The following is an 18,552-nucleotide window of genomic DNA, read 5'->3' as shown; positions in this document are numbered from 1 at the left end:
AACCGTCTGGTTTGGTCTGAATTCACAGAGCTTGCGTCTGGCACTGTCCGGCCCCAAAGTCTGCGGATAGGCAAAAAGGGGACAGACATGGCTGCGACTGCACGGCTCGGTGTTGATATCGGCGGCACATTCACGGATGTCGTTCTGGAGGCGGGTGGCAAGACCTTTTCGACAAAGGTTCTGACGACCTATGCCGCCCCCGAGAATGCCATCATCGACGGGATCCATCAGGTCTGTAAAAAGTCTGGGATTGCACCGTCCGACATCGGCCAAATGATCCACGGAACCACGCTGGCAACCAATGCTTTGATCGAACGGCGCGGTGCGAAAACGGCGTTGATCACCACAGAAGGATTCCGTGATGTCATTGAAATGCGGACAGAATCCCGGTTTGAACAATATGATTTGAACCTGACCCTGCCGGAACCATTATTGCCGCGCCAGATGCGCTACACCGTTCCAGGGCGCATAGATGCATTGGGCGCGGAACTGATCCCACTCACCCGCGCAGACATTGAACCCGTCGTCGAAAAGATCGCCGCGGCGGGCTATGAAAGCATCGCGATTGGCCTGATCCACAGCTATTTAAATCCTGATCACGAACGGCTTGTCGCCCAAGTGGTGGCCGAAAAAATGCCCGATGCGATGGTGTCGATCAGCTGCGAAGTTTCACCGCAAATGCGCGAATACGAACGCTTCAACACAGTCGTCGCCAACGCCTACATCAAGCCCCTGATGAAGAGTTATTTGAGCCGCTTGGAGGATCACCTGAAAGCCGAAGGCGTGAGCTGCAATATCTTCCTAATGCATTCAGGTGGCGGGATAATTTCGCTCAAGAGCGCTGCAGATTTCCCCGTGCGTTTGGTCGAATCCGGCCCCGCTGGGGGGGCGGTTTTCGCAGCCCACATCGCGGCGCGTTACGGGCTCGATAAGGTGCTGAGCTTTGACATGGGCGGCACCACAGCAAAGATTTGTCTGATCAAAAACCAGACCCCAAAAACCAGCCGTGTGTTCGAAGTCGCGCGGACCTACCGGTTCAAAAAGGGGTCCGGTATGCCGATCTCAATTCCGGTGATCGACATGGTCGAAATCGGCGCTGGCGGTGGCTCACTCGGGTCCGTGGATGCCATGCGTCAAATCCGCGTCGGCCCAGAAAGTGCTGGATCAGAACCGGGACCTGCGTGTTACGGTCGCGGAGGTATGCGCCCTGCTGTAACCGACGCAGATTTGGTGTTGGGCAAACTTGATCCAGATAACTTTGCCGGTGGCACGATCACACTTGATACGCCCGCAGCAAAGGCCGCGTTGCAGTCGGTTCTGGGCGATGTTTTGGACATGGACGCTGCAACGTCAGCGTTTGGATTGGCCGAAGTGGTGGACGAAAACATGGCCAACGCCGCGCGGGTGCACGGCGTTGAAAACGGCGAAGACCTAAGCGAATATACGATGATCGCGTTCGGCGGTGCAGCCCCACTGCACGCGGGCCGCCTGTGCGAAAAGCTCGGCGTTAAACGCCTCCTTGTGCCACATGGCGCAGGTGTCGGATCGGCGATCGGGTTCCTGCGCGCGCCGTTCTCGTTTGAGGCCAACAGGTCCGTCTATATGAAGCTGTCAGATTTTAATCCCGACGCGATTATTGCACTGCTTGGCGACCTCGAAAAAGAGGCCACAGGGTTCGTGCGCACCTGTTCTGCGGATGCGGAAATCCTAAGCGAATTCAAGATCTACATGCGCTATACGGGTCAGGGCTGGGAAATCCCGATCTCCCTGACGCAAGCGCAGGCGATGGCGCCGGATGCAGCCACATTCAAGGCACGTTTCATTGAAGATTACACCAAGTTGTTCGGTCGATCTGTCGACGGGATGGACGTCGAAATCACGGTATGGTCTGTGAACGCCACGACCCCGCCAGAGCATGTTGATCGCACGCCCGAGCTCGCAGCAGGAGCAGCGGCACCGGTCGTTGGACAGCGCCGATTGTTCGACCCAGCAGCCGCAGAATTCCAAGACGCCGCAGTCGTATTGCGCGACGCAATGATCGCGGGCGCATCGGTGTCAGGCCCCGCCGCAATCACCGAAGACGAGACCACAATTATCATCCCGACATCGCGCATGGCATCACGCCAACCAGACGGCTGTATCGACGTAAAGATCAAACCATGACCCATTCAAATGTCGCTTACCAAGTCATGTGGAACCGCTTGATTTCAGTGGTCGAAGAACAGGCGCAGGCACTGGTGCGCACCGCATTCTCGACGTCGGTTCGGGAAGCAGGTGATCTGTCGGCAGGGGTCTATGATCTGGATGGTCAGATGCTGGCGCAAGCCGTCACCGGCACGCCGGGACACGTCAACGCCATGGCCGACGCCGTCGCGCATTTCATCCGTCGCATCGGCCGCGACAACATCTTTGAGGGCGATGTCTATATCACCAACGATCCGTGGGAAGGCACCGGCCATCTGCACGATTTTACCATGGTCACACCGTCGTTTCATCGCGAGACCCTTGTCGGGTTTTTCGCCTGTACCGCCCATATCGTCGACATCGGTGGGCGCGGGTTTGGGGCGGACGCGGCGAGCATTTATGAAGAAGGGCTGCAGGTCCCGATCATGAAATTCGCGGATCGTGGCAAGGTGGATGAAACGCTGGTTCGGATCGTGCGCGGCAATGTGCGCGAACCACAGCAGCTGATCGGCGATCTCTACGCGCTCGCCACATGCAATGAGATCGGATACCGTCGTTTGATCGAGATGATGGAAGAGTTTGGGCTGGATGATCTTAAGGGTATCGCGGCCTTCGTCCTCGACAATTCACGACGTGCCACGCTGGAGAGGATTAACGCCCTGCCACGCACATCGGCAAGCGGCGAAATGACCATTGACGGGTTCGACACGCCCATCACGCTGAAGGTCAAACTGAGCATTGAACAAGACCGAATTTTGTCCGATTTCACCGGCACATCGGGGCTTGATAAAAAAGGCATCAACGTGCCGTTGGTCTATACTAAGGCATACGCGTGTTACGCTTTGAAATGTGCCATTGCGCCGGAAATCCCCAACAATGCCGCGTCCTTAGCGCCATTTGAAATTACTGCGCCAGTTAATTCCATCGTCAACGCGGTGCATCCAGCGCCCGTCGCATTGCGCCACATCATCGGGCACTTCATCCCTGATACAGTGTATAATGCGCTTGATAAAATCCTGCCTGATCTGGTCCCCGCCGAAGGGGCCGGATGCCTTTGCAATTTCCAAGTTTCCTTGCGTCCGCGCACGGACGCCGCTGCGCCGGAAAGCGCCGTTCGCTCGGAGGTTTTGACGTTCAATTCCGGTGGCGCAGGGGCGCGCCCGGAACACGATGGGCTGAACGCCACGGCCTTTCCATCAGGCGTTATGACGATGCCAATCGAAGCAACTGAACATGCCGGGCCTGTGATCATCTGGCGCAAGGAATTGCGCCCCGATTCTGGCGGGGCCGGTAAGCAGCGCGGCGGGCTCGGGCAATATATGGAAGTTGGCGCACGTGTTGGACACGAGTTCGACATTCAGGCGATGTTTGATCGCGTGGATCATCCCGCACAAGGACGGCGCGGCGGGCAAAACGGCGCTCCGACAACGATAGCACAAGACGACGGCACGGCGATGAACGGCAAGGGCAAACAATTCGTGGCACACGGGCGGCGCGTGGTGATGGCATTCCCCGGTGGTGCGGGCTACGGGGTCGTGGCTGACCGCGATCCAAAACAGGTAAAACGGGACTTGGCGCGAGGGTATATTTCGCCCGAGGTCGCGGCGTGCGAGTACGGGTTAAGCGCAGAGGACATTGCAGAGGTGCAAGAGCTCGTTGCGCGCGGTGAGGATATTTGGCCTTGAGCGAGGCGGTTTTCATTGGCGTTGACGGAGGCGGTACTGGATGCCGCGCCGTCATCGCGACGCGTTCGGGCATTCTGGGAACAGGTCGCAGCGGGCCAGCAAATGTGTCATCCGATATGGCATCTGCCGTTGAAAATGTTCTGTCTGCCATTGAACAGGCCAGCGCTGGTTTGGACGATCTGGACATAACCAAAGCCTATGCCCATCTTGGATTGGCAGGTGTCATGACGGAGGCACAGGCTGCGTCGGTTGCCGCGCAAATGCCGTTCACAAACGTTATTGCTTCCGATGACAGGCCAACCACACTCACCGGTGCGTTGGGCGACAATGACGGTATCGTCGCGTCGATCGGAACCGGCAGTTTTTTGGGTTCGAAACGCGGTGATGTCTATCAGTTTGTCGGTGGCTGGGGGTTGGTTCTGTCGGATGAAGCATCCGCTGCATGGCTGGGTCGAACTGCGTTGGCGGAAACACTGATAGCACAAGATGGGCTGCGGCCCATGGCGGGATTGGCCACGTCGATTATCGCGCGTTTTGACGGCAAGGCGAATGCGATCATAGATTTCGCGACGCAGGCGACGCCAGCCGACTTCGGAACCTTGTCGCCGCTGGTGACCCAAGCAGCTGCGGCGGGTGACGTTCTGGCGATCGACCTTATGGGACGCGGTGCGGATTATATCGAGCGGGCGTTTGCAGCTTTGAAACCACGGCGGAACGAAATCCTGTGTCTGACGGGAGGACTAGGCCCGGACTACCGGGCGTACCTATCCCTGTTCACCAGCGCTCGCGTTCGCCCCGCCCTAGGGTCGGCGCTGGACGGCGCTTTGATGTTGGCGCGGCGGATGGTCTAGGCCAGCGCCGATGCGTCCTCAAGAACCAGATCACTGCATTTTTCGCCAATCATAATAGCAGGCGCATTTGTGTTGCCGGACACGATTTCGGGCATGATCGAACAATCCGCCACCCTTAGGCCCGCTATGCCATGCACGCGCAAACGCGCGTCCACTACAGCGTCTTTGCCGCTGCCCATTTTGCAGGTTCCTGTGGGGTGATAGATTGATGCGGTGTTGTTACGGGCCCAGTCCAAGGTCGCATCGTAATCGTTGATATCAAGGCTCGCATGAGGGCGGAACTCCTCAGATATTTTTGAGGTGAGCGGCGCGTGGCGCGCGATCGTGCGGGCGATGTTCACCCCGGCCACGGCAGTGTCGCAGTCCGTCTTGGTCGATAGATAATTCGGGATGATGGCGGGATATTCGCGCGGATCACTCGATTTTAAACGGATTTCGCCGCGCGACTCAGGCCGCAACTGGCACACAGACGTCGTGAACGCCGAGAATTTGTCAGCCCCTTTTCCAGGGTTTTCGGCGGACAAAGGCTGGACGTGAAACTGGATATCTGGTGTTTCTAGATCATCGCGGGTTTTGATGAATCCGGTCGCAAGACTGGCGGCCATCGTCATTGGGCCTGACCGAAACATCAGGTATTTCAAGCCAATTCTTGCCTGACCCATCAGGCTGGACACTTCGTCGTTCAAGGTCGGCTCATTGCATTTATAAACCAGCCGCGCTTGCAGGTGATCTTGCATGTTTTTGCCGACGCCTGGCAAATCGGCGATCACTTCGATACCGTTGTCGCGCAGCTGATCCGCCTCACCGATGCCAGACAACATCAACAGTTGCGGCGAATTTATTGCGCCACCGGACAGGATGATTTCGCGGCTGGCTTTGACGGTACGCGTGCGCCCAGCTTTGTCCGTGTAGGTGACGCCCGTGGCGCGTTTGCCGTTCACGATGACCTTGTTGACCGCCGCATGGGTGATGATTTGCAGGTTGTCGCGGGATTTAACAGGGTTGAGGTAAGCCACCGCCGCGCTGCACCGACGGCCATTGCGTGTAGTGAGCTGGAAAAACCCGACGCCTTCTTGATTGGCGCCGTTGTAATCTGGATTGAACGGATAGCCGGCCGCCTGTGCGGCTGCGACCCATGCATCGGTGATAGGCCGCTGAATGCGCATATTGGACACGGACAGCGGGCCCTCGTTGCCGTGGTATTCATCCGCACCGCGTTCGTTTTTCTCGGATCGCTTGAACAGCGGCAAGACGTCATCCCAACCCCAGCCGGTATTGCCCATTTGCCGCCAGCGATCATAATCTTGGCTTTGACCGCGCACATATAAAAGCCCGTTGAGCGAGGAGGACCCGCCCAAAACCTTGCCACGGGGCCACTCGATCGAGCGCCCGTTCAGGCCGGGATCAGGTTCGGTTTTATAACACCAATCAACTTTTGGATTATGGATTGTCTTGAAATACCCAACCGGAATATGAATCCAAGGATTGAGGTCACGGCCCCCCGCTTCCAGCAGAATGACTCTGGTCTTAGGGTCAGCGCTTAAACGGTTTGCGATGACGCACCCCGCAGAGCCAGCACCCACAACAATGTAGTCAGCCTCTAAGTGTTCCATGCGGTTGCCCCTGACTGAAAATCGATGCCAGCAAAAAAATCCTTGCCTAAACGCAGTAAAGCGTCACATTATTGAGACTGCAAGTATCATTCTTGCGCAAGGGAGGAATATTAATGAAAGCATCGAAGGTGCTCAGCACCATTTCACGCCGTGATTTGTTCAAGTTAACAGGTCGTTACGGCATCTCATCCGTCGTACTTGGCGCATCTGCAATGACTGGCGCAATCACGTTGCCAAACATCGCAGCCGCTGCCGAATCGACTTACGAAAAACGGTTTGCCAACGAACCCAAGCACACGCTGACGTTGGGTGCTGCCGGTTTTAACGCACAAAACCTGTTGATTGAACGTGCCGGCGTTCTGGCGTTTGCCCGCGATCTGGAGGAGCGGACCGAGGGCGAGATTCGTGTCGAATTCATTGGCGACAACCAGATTTGTGGCCAGCTGTCATGTGCTGAAAAGGCCCAGTTGGGCGTGATCGACATGTATTCTGCATCCACGCAGAACTCCGCAGGGTCCACACCTTATCTGAACGTTCTTGATTATGCATATATGTTCCGCACACGCGCAGACATCTACCACTTTTTGTACTCACCGGAATCCATGGATCTTCTGCGCAACCCGCTTGAAGAACGCCATGGCCTGAAGTTCCTGTTCAGCCACGCCGAATTGCGCGGCATCCAGTTGGGGTCCAGCTTTGCGGACAAGGGACCGGTCACCTCCGTGACCCAGCTTGCCGGAACAAAGAACCGCGTGACGGGCACCCAGTTGGGTCGTATCGCGATGGAGCTTATGGATCTGAACCCAGTGCCAGTCGCATGGGAAGAGACACTGGACGCGCTGCGCACAGGTCTGATTGACGGTGCGGAAACATGGGCATCGGCTGTGGCCTACGCCAACATGGCGCCAGCGGTCACACAGTCGGTTGACATGGGCTTTTTCTGCGGCACCGAGCACACTGGCATGAACGCCAGCGTATTTGATGCCATGGAAGCACACCTTCAGGACGCCATCATGGAATCCGCGTATCTTGCGCAGGTCTATGCGCAGCACGCCAACGAGGCGGCGCTGGTTAACACCGTTGGCTTCACCGCCCCCCCCATGGCTGGCACAATCTTTGCAGAAAACGACGTGGCTGTGTCCATCTTTACGGACGAAGCCCGCCGCGAAGCCGAAGAAATGTGTTCGCCTGAATTCCACCCTGCGGAGTGGGAACAGTGGCGCGAACGCATCAACGGTTGGGCCGGTGGCCGCGACACGTATCAGGAGATCTTCGACTCCGTACGTGCCAACAACCCGCACACGCTGGCTGAAAATGTCGAACCACGCCGTTGGTGGCGTTCAGCATAAGCGAGCAATCGCACACGACACGATTTGGGGTGGGTGGCAGCATGCCCCCACCCCATTTTTTTCACACAAAATGAATGCATAGACGGCAAGTACACTCGCGTCGCATAGTTAGCATTGTTTGGTGGCATATCCTTGGGAGGGGACACCCATGTTTGAGACGATTTCGGGCGCAGCAACGATCTTCGCTGAATTTGGCGGCATCTTTGTCGACCTCATCACGGGAAAGGAACCCGATTTCTTTCCATTGCGATCTGCGATGAACGGAGACGGTGTTTGGTTTTGGGGCTTGATCATGACACTCGTTGGCGGCTTGTTTGTCGCTTGGATTTACCGTGTCGTTCCTTTAATTGAACGCAATCTTGAAACCACTTTGATGGTCGTCACCTATCTGGCCATCGGCGCAATTATTTTCATCGAAGTCATCCGCCGCTTTGTGTTTTCTGACCAGTTCCCGTGGTCGACCACAATCCCTGGGTATTTGTTCCTGATCATGACATGGACCGGATGCAGCTATAATGTGCGGCTGCGGACCCATCTGTCATTCGCTGAATTCCGCTCAAAAATGCCGCGTTTACCCCAAATGGCGTTGTTGTCGCTGGACGCTTTCTTATGGTGGGGCATCTGCTGGTTGGTTATCGTTACGTCGATGACTGTGGCCGCCAACGCAGGCAATAATTTCATGATCGTCACCGGCACCGACAATGTGTTCGTCTGGTGGTTCCTGATCACGTTGCCACTGGCCTTCGTCCTGCTGTCGGCCCGCGTGTTTCAAAACCTGCTTGAGGACATTCGCAAGTATCGAACCGGCGAAACGATGATCGAGCAAACCGTGTTGGGAGGTCAATAATATGGAACTCAGTACACTCGTGACCCTAATCTCAATCGGCGTGACCATCCTGTTTATGCTGGGTGTCCCGGTCTTCCTCGTGATTGCTTATTGGGTTTTGGGCACGTCCATCGCCCTTGGCCAACCCCTTGTTAACATCGGCACCGCCCTGTCGGACGTCTTCACGGACGGATTTGCCCTGCTGGCGATGCCACTTTTCATTCTCACGGGTGATTTAATCAACCGCGCCGGTATTGCACGACGGCTGTCAGATTTTGCCTATGCCTGTTTGGGCTGGCTGCGCGGTGGCCTTGCGATGGCAGCGATTGGCGCCTCTGGTCTGTTCGCAGCGATCTCTGGATCCAACTCGGCGACGACCGCCACAATCGGGTCGATGTTGCACCCAGAAATGGTCAAAGGCGGCTACGAACCGCGCTTTTCCGCGGCAACGGCCGCAGCGGGTGGTACGGTTGGTATTATCATCCCACCGTCGATTATCTTTATCGTTTATGGTTTTATCATGAACCTTTCGATCAATGATCTGTTCATCGCAGGCATCGTGCCAGGTGCGATGATGGTCTTGGCGATGCTCATTACAGCCTTTATCGTCTCGACCATCAATGGTTGGGGCTACCTGATCAAACTCGACCCTGTGCGCGTGCTAAAGACTGCGCTTGGCGGTTGGCTTGGTTTCTTTGCAATCGGTCTGGTGCTCTGGGGCATCTATACTGGAAAGTTCTCCCCCACTGAGGCGGCGGGTGTGACGGTCGGCTTCTGTGTCATCGTTGGTTTTGTCTGTCTGCCGATCTACAAAATGATGAACATCGATGAAGAACGCGACATCAACGAACGTGGGTTTTCAGAAATGGTCGTCGTGCGCGGCTTTGGTCCGATGGAACTGCCTGCGATCACGATGCGGTCGGCCCAGATCACGGGTATCTTGGCACCGCTGATTGCGATTTCGGTGGTGATGCAACAGAACCTTAGCTCACTCGGCGCAAAAGAAGTGATCGAGAATTTCCTGATTGGCATGGGTGGTTACTACCCCGTTTTGTTCACCGCGATGGCCATCGTGTTTGTCGCGGGCATGGTGCTTGAATCACTGCCAGTTACGATCATCCTTGCGCCGATCTTAGCACCGATTGCTGCCAGTGTCGGCGTTGATCCGATCCAGTTCGCGGTCGTATTCCTTGTGGGTGCGTCAATCGGATTCATTACGCCGCCATACGGTTTGAACTTGTATGTGGCGTCTGGTGTGACGGGTGTGCCGTATTTCCGGCTGCTGCGGTATTCCACGATGTATCTTGTTTCGCTGATTATCGTTTGGTTCATGGTGGCGCTTTTCCCCAGTATCTCAACGACGTTGCTGCCCGGTGGCGGCACCTATGAAACGCTACAGTCCATCTTTGGTAGCGGGGCGGCCGTATGACGGATGGCGCGGGTCCTGACACGATCCCTACCAATCTGCGACTCTTGTTGGTGCTAGAAGAAGTCGCGCGGGCGGGGGTTCCCGTCACGCCGACTGACGTGAATGCCCAGCTGGGATTGCCCAAGCCTACAATTCACCGGCTGTTTGCAACGCTCGAAGATGAGTGTTTCTTACAACGCGACATCGACGGGCGGGCCTATTCGCCCGGCCGTCGGTTTCGCCACATGGCGACAGGAGTATTATCGTCGCTGCGCATCCGCGCCGCACGTTTGGCCGTTTTGCGCAAACTCAGCGCGACAGTCGGTGAAACCTGCAACATCGCACTGCCGGACCGTGAATCGATGATCTATCTTGAACGGATCGAAACGGAATGGCCGCTGCGCATTCATCTGCCGATCGGCACGGCCGTTCCATTCTATTGTACCGCATCTGGCAAAATGTATCTGTCGACACTGCCCAAGTCGCATCTGGAACGCTACGCATCTTCTGTGACATTAAGCGCAAATACGGGCAACACGATCACTGATTCTGACACCCTGATCCAAGCCGTTGCGACGGTGCGCAAGAATGGCTATTCCATTGACGATGAGGAGTTTATGGATGGGATGATCGCGGCCGCCGTACCCATTCTAGACAGCAATAGACGGCTGGTGGCGACGTTGTCATTTCACGCCCCTACGATCCGGTTTTCAGTCGAAAAGGCGCTGGAATTCCTGCCTGCTTTACGCAGCGCAGCTGCGGATTTAGGGAGCCTGTTGAACGACTAGCTTTGTGTGCCCGTCGGCACTTGATCGATTTCGTCTTTGACCAAAGTGGACCACGTTTCTCCGTGCGGAGGGACCGGTGGTGGCACACACGTCTTGCGGTGAATGTTTACTTTGCTCATGAAATTCGCGGAAATCGGGGCGGTCACAAACAGAAATGCCATGATCAGTAATTCGTGGAATGATCCTTCGCCAAAGACGAACGACGCCGTCATTGATGCCAACAACAGCGCGCCAATTCCAACCGTGCCAACCTTTGTGGGGGCATGCAGACGCGTCATCGCATCGTTGAAACGCAGCAGACCAATCGCGCCTACAAGCGTAAAGAGCGCCCCGACCAACAGGAAGACTGCCGCGGCATAGGTTCCGATTTCAGCCCAATTCATTCGATGATGTCCCCCCGCAAAACGAACCGCGCGTAGGCGACGGTAGAAACGAAACCAAGCATGGCGATGATCAACGCCACTTCAAAATAAAGCCGCGTGCCTTGTGAAATTCCCAGCAAGACAATCACGCCGATGGCGTTCACCACCATGGTATCTAGCGCCAAAATGCGGTCCGCCGTGCCAGGGCCGATCACCAGCCGAACCATCGCCAGCAATTGCGATATTGCGATGGCAGCAAAGGCAATTGCCAGCGCCCAGCTAAATAAGTCATCTGCGGGCATCATACGAAAATCTCCTTTAGGCGGGCCTCATAGCGTTGCTTGATCTCATCGCGCACAGCATCGGGGTCTGGCGCATCAAGCGCGTGCACAAGCAGGTAGTGACCCGTGTTTGACACGTCTGCTGACACCGTCCCGGGCGTGAGAGTGATGGTGCCTGCAAGGACAGTAATCGCCTCAGGTTGGCGCAAATCCAGCGGAATGATGATCCAAGCAGGGCGCAATTTAGAATTGGGTCGCGTCAGCACAATCCACGCAACCTGCACGTTGGCCACCATGATATCCCACATCACAAGGATCACATATGCAGTCATTTTGCCGATTTTGAAACCACTTGGGCGATCCGGCCACCAAACGGCCGTCATGCGCGGAATTATTACACCGAGGATCAGACCAAACACGGCCATGCCGAAAGACAATTTGTTTTGCAGCACCATCCAGACAATCGCCAAGATCAGGGTCATGGCGGGATGGGGAAAAAGCCAGTTGAACAAGCGCGTCATATCAATGCTCCTCGCTCAAAGGGTTGCTCATCTTACCGTGCGATCCGATCACGGTTTCAATGTAGGCGTCCGGTGCAAACAGCTGCTGGGACGTAGAAATCATATAAGATTGGGCTTGGCCGCCAAAGACAGTGTACGCCGCCAACAGTGCAATCAGACCGCCAACAGCACAATAAGACAGGGCATGCGGACGTTCAAATACCTCGTCGTCTTCCACCACAGGAACGCTTTCGGCTTTCCAGAAGACAATACTGCCCGCGCGGGCGAACCCGATAAGGGAAATCAAGCTCGCCGTCAGTACGATCACCCAGACCCACACACCAAAGGGCGTTTCAAAAGACGCATCAAGGATCATCAGCTTGCCGACGAACCCCGACAGCGGCGGCAGCCCAGCCATGGCAATCGCAGCCGCAAAGAATAACCCTGCTGTCAGCGACGCGCCTGCAACAGGTGACATGGCCACCAATGACAGCGACGGACGGCTGGATTTAACCAGATCAACAATCAAGAACAGCGCGGCTCCCGCAAGGGTTGAATGAACAATATAATAAAGCGCAGCTGCGATGCCGTCCGGTGTCATCAATGCAATCGCAACCATGACCATACCCATGGACCCGATGACGGAAAAAGCGACAAGACGATCCAGCGACTTGGCCGCGAGGATCCCGATCATCCCGAGCGCCAACGACACTAGCGCGGCGGGCATCAACCAGACATCTTCCAGCCCGGATGTGGCCTCCAATTGTGGTGGGAAGATCATGGTGTAAACGCGGATGATCGCATAGGCACCGACCTTGGTCATGATCGCGAAGAGCGCCGCGACGGGGCCTGGTGCTTCGGCATAGCTGGATGGCAGCCAGAAATGTAGTGGTACGACTGCAGCCTTGATCGCAAACACCAGCAACAACAACACAGACGCCACGCGGATACCCACAGTTGCGTCAGCCCCGATCATTTGCGCACGCAGCGCAAGGTCCGCCATATTGAGTGTGCCGGTTTCCGCATAGATCGACCCGAGCGCGAACAAGAACAACGTTGAGCCAAGCAGGTTGAACAGCACATATTGCACACCCGCCCGAAGGCGGTCGTTGCCGCCCGCGTGGATCATCAAACCGTAAGATGCGATCAACAGGACCTCAAAGAACACGAACAGGTTGAATAAATCACCCGTCAGGAACGCGCCCATGATCCCCATCAGTTGAAACTGAAACAGTGCATGGAAATGTCGCCCGCGTTCATCCCATCCAGACCCGATCACATAAAGCAGCACAAACAACGCCAAGACCGCTGTCAACAAGACCATCAATGTCGACAGCATATCCCCGACCAACACAATCCCGAACGGGGCCGCCCAATCGCCGAGCTGATACAGGATGATCGTGCCGTCAGATGCCGTCCACGCTAAGCCGGCGGCAATGGCAATCAGCGCGATAACACCAACCAACGAAAACACCCGTTGAATACCGATGTGATAGCGCGCGGCCAGTACAATGAACGGTGCAAGCATGGCGGGCAACACGATGGGGGCGATGATCCAATGGGTCATGGCGCGTCCTCTTCATCGCTTATGATCGGGTCATCTACATGATCGTCGTTGGTCCCAAGGTAGGCGCCGAGCGCGATCATCACAACAACAGCCGTCATGCCGAACGAAATCACGATGGCCGTCAGCACCAACGCCTGTGGAAGTGGATCGGTGTACAGCGTCGCATCATCCGTCAGGATCGGCGGTGCGCCAATGGTCAGGCGTCCGGACGCAAACAAGAAAACGTTGACCGCATAGGTCAGCAACGACATGCCCAAAATCACAGGAAACGTGTGCAGGCGCAAAACCAGATAAAGACCAGTCGCAGTCAAAATTCCGACGGCAGAGGCAACAAGAACTTCCATGTTACACGCCCTCCTGCGGTTGGGTTGGTTCAGAGATTGCCTGCGACGGGTCTATATCCATTGGACTATCTGAGTCCTTTACATGGGCACGCCGTCCGAGGCGGGAAAAGCTTTCAAGCGTCAGCATAACGGCCCCGACGACGGCGAGGAATACCCCAAGGTCGAACAGCGCAGCGGTCGCCACTTCGAATTTTTCAAACGGTGGGATCCGCAGATATGTGAAATCGGACGTCAGGAACGGCTTACTAAAGAACCAAGATCCAATGCCCGTGAGACCCGCAATCAGAACGCCCGCTCCTATGACGCCGTGGTAGGGCAACCGCTGGCGGTCCGAAGCCCAGCCAAATCCGCTGGCCATATATTGCATCACCACCGCAATTGACACGATCAGACCGGCAATAAATCCACCACCTGGTTCGTTGTGACCGCGCAGGAAGATGTAGAAACCAACCATCAAAATGACAGGCATCATGACCCGGGTCAGCACAACCATCATCATCGGATGCTGGGTGCCAGACAGAGGTTTATCCGGCACGCGGTTGAGCAAGCGTGCGCGCACTGGGCCGTTCAACAGGGTTTCAGTCAGCGCGTAGATCAACAAGGCAGCGATGCCCAAAACGATAATTTCGCCAAAGGTATCAAAGCCACGGAAATCGACCAAGATCACGTTGACCACATTTGTGCCGCCGCCACCTTCGTAAGAATTAGCGAGGTGGAATTCAGAGATTGGTGCCGAAATCGCGTCGCGCAGCAAGTAGTGATAGGTCAGTGCCATGGTCGCCAAACCAGCGCCACTTGCCATAATCACATCACGCACGCGCCGCACCGCGGAACTTTCCACCGGCGTATGGTTGGGCAGAAAATTCAGCGCAAGCAGAAGCAAGATGATTGTCACCACCTCAACTGTGATCTGCGTCATCGCAAGATCCGGCGCGCTCAGGAACACAAAACCGATCGACACCATCAGGCCGACGATGCCGATCAAGATCAGCGACAACAGACGGTTGTAGTGCAAGGACGCAAGCCCGATTGCCGCCGCGACGAGCATAATCCAACCACCGATTTCGACCCAGCCCACCGGCTGAATTTCACGCGTGACCGCCCCAACGACGCCGGTCGTCCAGGCATGATAACCTGCGGCAACTGTAGTTATCGCCATGATCATGGCGTAGCGGGTGAACGCGCCGTTGTGCAGCGGATGGATGATTGCACGGGCGCACATGACTAAGGCCGTGATGATGTCGTCAAAGATAATTTTCGCTTCGGGGCGCGGAGTCGCCTCCCAGAGACGCGACAGCGGGCGGAACTTTGACACGACGATCAATCCACCACCAACAGCGACGATGGACATATAAAGCGCAGGCACAAGGCCGTGCCAGATTTTGATATGGGCAGTTGGAACCTCTGCGGTGGTTCCCAGAACCGACGCCGTGACAAGTTTAACGAAGTCTTCGACCACGAATGGTGCCACGCCAATGACGACGACCAACACAACAAGGATCGCAGGCGGCAGCCACAATCCAACACCGGGATCATGGGGTTTGGCAGGGTAGCTTTCGGGGGCACGTTTGGGCCCCAGAAACGTGTGGCCGATCAGGCGGAAACAATAGGCGGCAGAGAACAGCGAACCGAAAGTCGCCAGCGCGGGAACGAGCCATTCAGGACCGAACAGATAAGTATGTGCCATCTCTTCAAGCATCATTTCTTTGCTCAGAAACCCGTTCAGCAACGGAACGCCCGCCATCGACAGTGCAGCGATTGTTGCGATGATAAATGTGATCGGCATCAGATGGCGTAAGCCACCCAGTTTGCGAATATCGCGCGTGTTTGTTCCGTGATCAATAATGCCCGCAGACATGAACAACGCTGCCTTGAACGTCGCATGGTTGAGAATATGAAACATCGCCGCAAACGCGCCAAATGCGGTGCCAGTGCCGAGCAACATCGTGATCAGACCAAGGTGTGAGACCGTGGAGAACGCCAGCAGCGCCTTCAGATCATGTTTGAACAGGGCAATTACTGCGCCCAAAATCATTGTAATCAAGCCCGTCGTCGTGACGATGTAGAACCATTCTGGCGTGCCAGACAGCACAGGCCACATTCGTGCCATCAGGAATATACCTGCTTTGACCATCGTTGCAGAGTGCAGATAGGCCGACACTGGCGTGGGTGCTGCCATCGCGTGCGGCAGCCAGAAATGGAACGGGAACTGGGCAGATTTGGTGAAAGCACCCAACAAGATCAGCAACAAGGCCGGCACATACAGCGGGTCAGCCTGTATCAATTCACGGTTCTGCAAGATCACACTAAGGTCGTAAGATCCGACAATCTGACCCAAGATCAGCATACCAGCGATCAGCGCGAGGCCGCCCATTCCAGTGACAGTCAGCGCCATGCGCGCACCCTGGCGTCCCGCCTCAAGGTGTTTCCAATATCCGATCAGCAAGAATGACGACAGCGACGTCAATTCCCAGAAAATGAGTAAAAGCAGCACGTTATCAGATAGAACGATGCCAACCATCGCGCCCTGAAAGAGCAACAGGTAGGTGAAGAATTCACCCATGTTGTCATCACGCGCAAGATAGAACCGCGCGTAAGCGATGATCAGAAGACCGATACCAAGGATCATCGTGGCAAACAAAAAACCGAGCCCGTCGAGCATCAAGGTCACGTTCAAGCCCAGTGCAGGGAACCAGTCAAATCCCGTTTGCACTACCTCACCGTTCAGCACTGCGGGCAGGTTTGTCAACAGACCGACAAACGCTGCAAGGGTCACGGTAAACGTCACGCCGCCAACAGCCTGACGGCCTGCAGAATTCATCAGACCGGGCAACAAGGCACCCAAGAATGGTAAGGCGACGATAAGAAAAAGGGACACGCAGGCTCCTGAACTTTAGATCGGTAATTGCCCCGCCTTTTTGGGTCAGTTTTGATCAACCCTCAAGGGAAACCGGAAAAATAGTCATTAATTCGAATGAACTTTACTGTTTTCAAAATATGACGCGTTATCAACGCACCATCAAGGGTCCGTATTGCGGACTCCATAGCCCTGAAACGACGCCAAAGTCTCGGCGATGTCTGCGTCAGACAAAATCACGGGCGTGCCAGATTGTTCGGCCAACAACATAACGCGCGCAAGGTTTTCAAGCTCCTGCATCCGCCAAAGCGCGCGGTCCAACGTGTCCCCCACTGTGAGCGCCCCGTGATTGGCCAGCAGGCAGCCGTGGCGGTGTTTGACCGCATCCGCGACCATGACCGACAGCGCGTCACTGCCAAACAGCGCGTAACCGGTGCAGGGCACATTGGAGCCGCCAAATGCAGCAACCATGTAATGCACTGCGGCGATGGATCGGCGTTGAATCGCAATGGCAGTCGCGTTGGCAGGGTGGGCATGAACGACGGCGTCCACATCCGGGCGCGCTTGCAGAACGGATTGGTGAAATTGCCATTCGGTCGACGGCTGTTGATCGGCTGCGGGCGGGCCATGCAGCGGAATTTTGCAGATCATTGCAGGTGTCATTTTGGCATAAGGCACCGCACTGGGCGTGATTAACAGCCCGCTTTCAACGCGCACAGAAATGTTGCCCGACGTGCCTTGGTTAAGGCCAACCCGTTCCATCCAAAGACAGCCGTCGATGATAGATTGGCGGGTTGCGGTTGTATCTTGCGTCATTGCTCAGCCCGACAAATCAGGGAACATTGCCGTCAGGCCAGCCTCGGATGCGTCACAAATTCCGCGTTCCGTAATAAGGCCGGAAACAAGACGGTTCGGTGTGACGTCAAACGCCGGATTGCCGCCGTGGGTGCCATCGGGTGTCACTTGGACTTCGGTGATCTGTCCGGCGTTGTTTCGCCCCATAACATAGGTAATTTCACGTTCACCGCGGTCTTTAATGGGGATATCAGCAACCCCGTCAGCCACCGTCCAATCAATCGTCGGTGACGGCAGCGCCACATAAAACGGCACACCATTGTCGTGGGCCGCCAGCGCCTTGAGGTAGGTGCCGATCTTGTTGCACACATCGCCGCGCCGCGTCGTGCGGTCGGTTCCGGTGATGACCATGTCGACCTGTCCGTGCTGCATTAGATGCCCGCCCGCGTTGTCGGTGATATAAGTGTGCGCTATCCCGTGACTGCCGAGCTCCCAAGACGTCAAAGCGTCTTGGTTGCGCGGCCGCGTTTCGTCAACCCAGATATGCAGCGCGATGCCTGCATTATGGGCGTGATACATCGGCGAAGTTGCGGTGCCCCAATCGACTGTCGCGATCCAGCCAGCGTTACAATGGGTCAGCAACCGCACGGGTTCGCCGCTGGGCTTCTTGGCCGCGATGTCTTGGATAAGATTCAGACCGTTCAGCCCAATTTGGCGATTGATCTCAACATCTTCGTTCGCAATGTCGTGGGCGAGGGCCAATGCCGCCCCTGCCCTGTCTGCCACAGGCAGTGGCAACAATGCGGTTTGGCAACGGTTCAGCGCCCACCGTAAATTAATAGCTGTGGGGCGGGTGTTGTGCAGGAATTCCCAAGCCTGCGCCATATGCGCGTCGCTTGGATCAATAAACATCGCCAGCGCCATTCCGTACGCCGCCGTCGCCCCGATCAGCGGCGCACCACGCACGCGCATCTGAATAATGGCATCCGCAAAATCTTGCAAAGTCACAACCGATTGCGTGCGAAATTCATGGGGCAACCAGCGCTGGTCAATGATTTGAAGCGCGTCTTTTTTGGCGTCCCACCACAAGGATCGGTAATGTGTGCCGTCAACCTTCATAGAACCCTCCCTTGCGGTGTCGC

The 18,552-nt window shown here is 56.0% G+C and carries 16 protein-coding genes; 7 read left to right on the top strand and 9 right to left on the bottom strand.

Annotated elements, in window-relative coordinates:
• The first annotated feature begins 87 nt into the window (after nt 1–87).
• Genes OA238_RS02110 through OA238_RS02100 form a run of 3 tightly spaced genes read left to right on the top strand, consistent with a single transcriptional unit; the run spans nt 88 to nt 4,720 of the window.
• Nucleotides 88–2,163 (top strand): hydantoinase/oxoprolinase family protein, encoded by a 2,076-nt coding sequence (locus OA238_RS02110; protein WP_015493880.1) that lies wholly within the window; start codon nt 88–90, stop codon nt 2,161–2,163.
• Nucleotides 2,160–3,869 carry a hydantoinase B/oxoprolinase family protein gene (locus tag OA238_RS02105; RefSeq protein WP_015493879.1) on the top strand — a complete coding sequence of 570 codons (1,710 nt, stop codon included), beginning with the start codon at nt 2,160–2,162 and terminating at the stop codon, nt 3,867–3,869. Before OA238_RS02110 ends, OA238_RS02105 begins: the two co-directional genes overlap by 4 nt.
• Nucleotides 3,866–4,720: a glucosamine kinase nucleotide-binding domain-containing protein gene (locus tag OA238_RS02100; protein WP_187293131.1), complete on the top strand. Its 855-nt coding sequence runs from the start codon at nt 3,866–3,868 to the stop codon at nt 4,718–4,720. The genes OA238_RS02105 and OA238_RS02100 overlap by 4 nt, the downstream gene beginning before the upstream one ends.
• Here OA238_RS02100 and OA238_RS02095 read toward each other — a convergent pair.
• Nucleotides 4,717–6,333, bottom strand: coding sequence for a GMC family oxidoreductase (locus OA238_RS02095; protein WP_015493877.1), 1,617 nt, complete (start codon nt 6,331–6,333; stop codon nt 4,717–4,719). The genes OA238_RS02100 and OA238_RS02095 overlap by 4 nt on opposite strands.
• A 113-nt stretch (nt 6,334–6,446) precedes the next feature.
• Here OA238_RS02095 and OA238_RS02090 point away from each other — a divergent pair, with 113 nt between their 5' ends.
• The 4 genes from OA238_RS02090 (at nt 6,447) to OA238_RS02075 (ending at nt 10,704) form a co-directional block, all read left to right on the top strand.
• Entirely contained in the window at nt 6,447–7,682 is a 1,236-nt protein-coding gene (locus OA238_RS02090; protein WP_015493876.1) for a TRAP transporter substrate-binding protein, read from the top strand.
• Between the two features lie 148 nt (nt 7,683–7,830).
• On the top strand, nt 7,831–8,529 hold the full coding sequence (locus OA238_RS02085; RefSeq protein ID WP_015493875.1) for a TRAP transporter small permease: 699 nt from the start codon (nt 7,831–7,833) through the stop codon (nt 8,527–8,529).
• 1 nt (nt 8,530) lies between these two features.
• Nucleotides 8,531–9,937 (top strand): TRAP transporter large permease, encoded by a 1,407-nt coding sequence (locus OA238_RS02080; RefSeq protein WP_015493874.1) that lies wholly within the window; start codon nt 8,531–8,533, stop codon nt 9,935–9,937.
• On the top strand, nt 9,934–10,704 hold the full coding sequence (locus OA238_RS02075; RefSeq protein WP_015493873.1) for an IclR family transcriptional regulator: 771 nt from the start codon (nt 9,934–9,936) through the stop codon (nt 10,702–10,704). Before OA238_RS02080 ends, OA238_RS02075 begins: the two co-directional genes overlap by 4 nt.
• On the opposite strand, the gene mnhG is transcribed toward OA238_RS02075, so the two are convergent.
• From mnhG to mtnA, 8 genes are all read right to left on the bottom strand, one after another.
• Nucleotides 10,701–11,087, bottom strand: coding sequence for a monovalent cation/H(+) antiporter subunit G (gene mnhG, locus OA238_RS02070; RefSeq protein WP_015493872.1), 387 nt, complete (start codon nt 11,085–11,087; stop codon nt 10,701–10,703). The two genes, OA238_RS02075 and mnhG, sit on opposite strands and share 4 nt — an antisense overlap.
• Nucleotides 11,084–11,371, bottom strand: coding sequence for a K+/H+ antiporter subunit F (locus OA238_RS02065; RefSeq protein ID WP_015493871.1), 288 nt, complete (start codon nt 11,369–11,371; stop codon nt 11,084–11,086). The genes mnhG and OA238_RS02065 overlap by 4 nt, the downstream gene beginning before the upstream one ends.
• On the bottom strand, nt 11,368–11,868 hold the full coding sequence (locus OA238_RS02060) for a Na+/H+ antiporter subunit E (RefSeq protein ID WP_015493870.1): 501 nt from the start codon (nt 11,866–11,868) through the stop codon (nt 11,368–11,370). Before OA238_RS02060 ends, OA238_RS02065 begins: the two co-directional genes overlap by 4 nt.
• A 1-nt stretch (nt 11,869) precedes the next feature.
• Complete coding sequence (locus OA238_RS02055; RefSeq protein WP_015493869.1) at nt 11,870–13,414, bottom strand: monovalent cation/H+ antiporter subunit D; 1,545 nt, start codon at nt 13,412–13,414, stop codon at nt 11,870–11,872.
• Nucleotides 13,411–13,758, bottom strand: a complete 348-nt coding sequence (locus tag OA238_RS02050) for a Na+/H+ antiporter subunit C (RefSeq protein WP_015493868.1) — start codon at nt 13,756–13,758, stop codon at nt 13,411–13,413. The genes OA238_RS02055 and OA238_RS02050 overlap by 4 nt, the downstream gene beginning before the upstream one ends.
• Before the next feature lies 1 nt (nt 13,759).
• Nucleotides 13,760–16,636, bottom strand: coding sequence for a monovalent cation/H+ antiporter subunit A (locus OA238_RS02045; RefSeq protein WP_015493867.1), 2,877 nt, complete (start codon nt 16,634–16,636; stop codon nt 13,760–13,762).
• Nucleotides 16,637–16,777: 141 nt separating this feature from the next.
• Nucleotides 16,778–17,431: a class II aldolase/adducin family protein gene (locus OA238_RS02040; protein WP_015493866.1), complete on the bottom strand. Its 654-nt coding sequence runs from the start codon at nt 17,429–17,431 to the stop codon at nt 16,778–16,780.
• Nucleotides 17,432–17,434: 3 nt separating this feature from the next.
• Entirely contained in the window at nt 17,435–18,529 is a 1,095-nt protein-coding gene (mtnA, locus tag OA238_RS02035; protein WP_015493865.1) for an S-methyl-5-thioribose-1-phosphate isomerase, read from the bottom strand.
• Between the last annotated feature and the right edge of the window lie 23 nt (nt 18,530–18,552).

Origin of the sequence: Octadecabacter arcticus 238 (assembly GCF_000155735.2) — a bacterium.
GTDB classification, from domain to species: domain Bacteria; phylum Pseudomonadota; class Alphaproteobacteria; order Rhodobacterales; family Rhodobacteraceae; genus Octadecabacter; species Octadecabacter arcticus.
Note: the sequence above shows the minus strand (reverse complement) of the source record. Positions and strands in the feature narration are given on the sequence as shown.